Annotated in this window: 1 protein-coding gene; it reads right to left on the reverse strand. The window is 65.7% G+C overall.

What is annotated here, in order from left to right:
* On the reverse strand, positions 1 to 1,062 hold a 1,062-nt coding region (locus tag I2G43_RS07880), incomplete at its 5' end, for an SIS domain-containing protein (protein WP_195535747.1).

The following is a 1,062-nucleotide window of genomic DNA, read 5'->3' on the forward strand; positions in this document are numbered from 1 at the left end:
TTAGTAGTCGAACTGGTGGTAGTAGCGGCGGTACTTGAGGTTGTGCTTGGTGACCAGCTCGTAGTTGCGCGAGAGGCGGTCGGTGGTGAGCACCGACAGGATCCAGGGGGACACGATGACGCGGAAGTCGTCGTCCAGGCCCGGGATCGCGTACTCGGCGGTGTCGATGATGACGTAGTCCTCGTCGCCGGTCACGCCGCTGGTGAGGAAGGCGCGGACGCGCTCGTCCAGGGCGCGGCACTCGTCCTCGCCCATGAACAGGAACACCGGGACGCCGGGCTCGAGCAGCTCGAGGGTGCCGTGGAAGAAGTCGTGCGAGGTGATGTGGCGGATGCGCTTCCACTGCATCTCCTCGAGCAGGCACATGGAGTACAGGATGGTCTCGCCCCACAGGGCGCCCGAGCCGATGAACATGGTGTAGTCGGCCAGGGCGTACTTCCTCGCGAGCTCCTCGGCGCGCGGCTCGAAGCGCTTGCGGATGTCGAGCATGTCCTTCCAGACGTCGCGGGTCTGCTCGATGAACAGGTCGAACTTGGGGAAGCAGCCGCGGCGGTTGAGCAGGCGCAGGCCGAAGCAGTCGGCGAGGTAGTAGCCCTTCTCGCAGCCGCCGGCGCCGTGGTCGGAGGCCATCATGACGCAGTTCTCGGCGCCCACGGCCCGCCCGATCTTGCCCTCCGGGTTGGTCATGGCGTAGACGCGCACGCCCATCTCCTTCATCTTGCCGATGGCCTCGAGGACCTCGGGGGTGGTGCCGGACTCGGAGGCGGTCAGCACGACGGAGCGCTCGGTCATGCGCTTGTGGCCCATGACGTTCCACTCGGCGGCGTGGATCAGGTAGACCTCGAGGTCGCGGTCGCCGAACTTGTTCATGAGGTACTCGAGCTGCATGAACTCGTCCCAGGTGCCGCCGACGCCCATCAGGAAGACGGCGTCGTAGCCCTCCTCGTGCACGCGGTCGGCCAGGGCGGTCATCCTCTTGCCGGCCTCGTAGACGTTCCTGCCGTCCTCGAGGTAGCCCTCCTGGTCGAAGTGCACGATCTCGATCTTCTCGGTCTCCTTCAT

Source organism: Collinsella aerofaciens (genome assembly GCF_015557435.1).
Classification (GTDB): domain Bacteria; phylum Actinomycetota; class Coriobacteriia; order Coriobacteriales; family Coriobacteriaceae; genus Collinsella; species Collinsella aerofaciens_Z.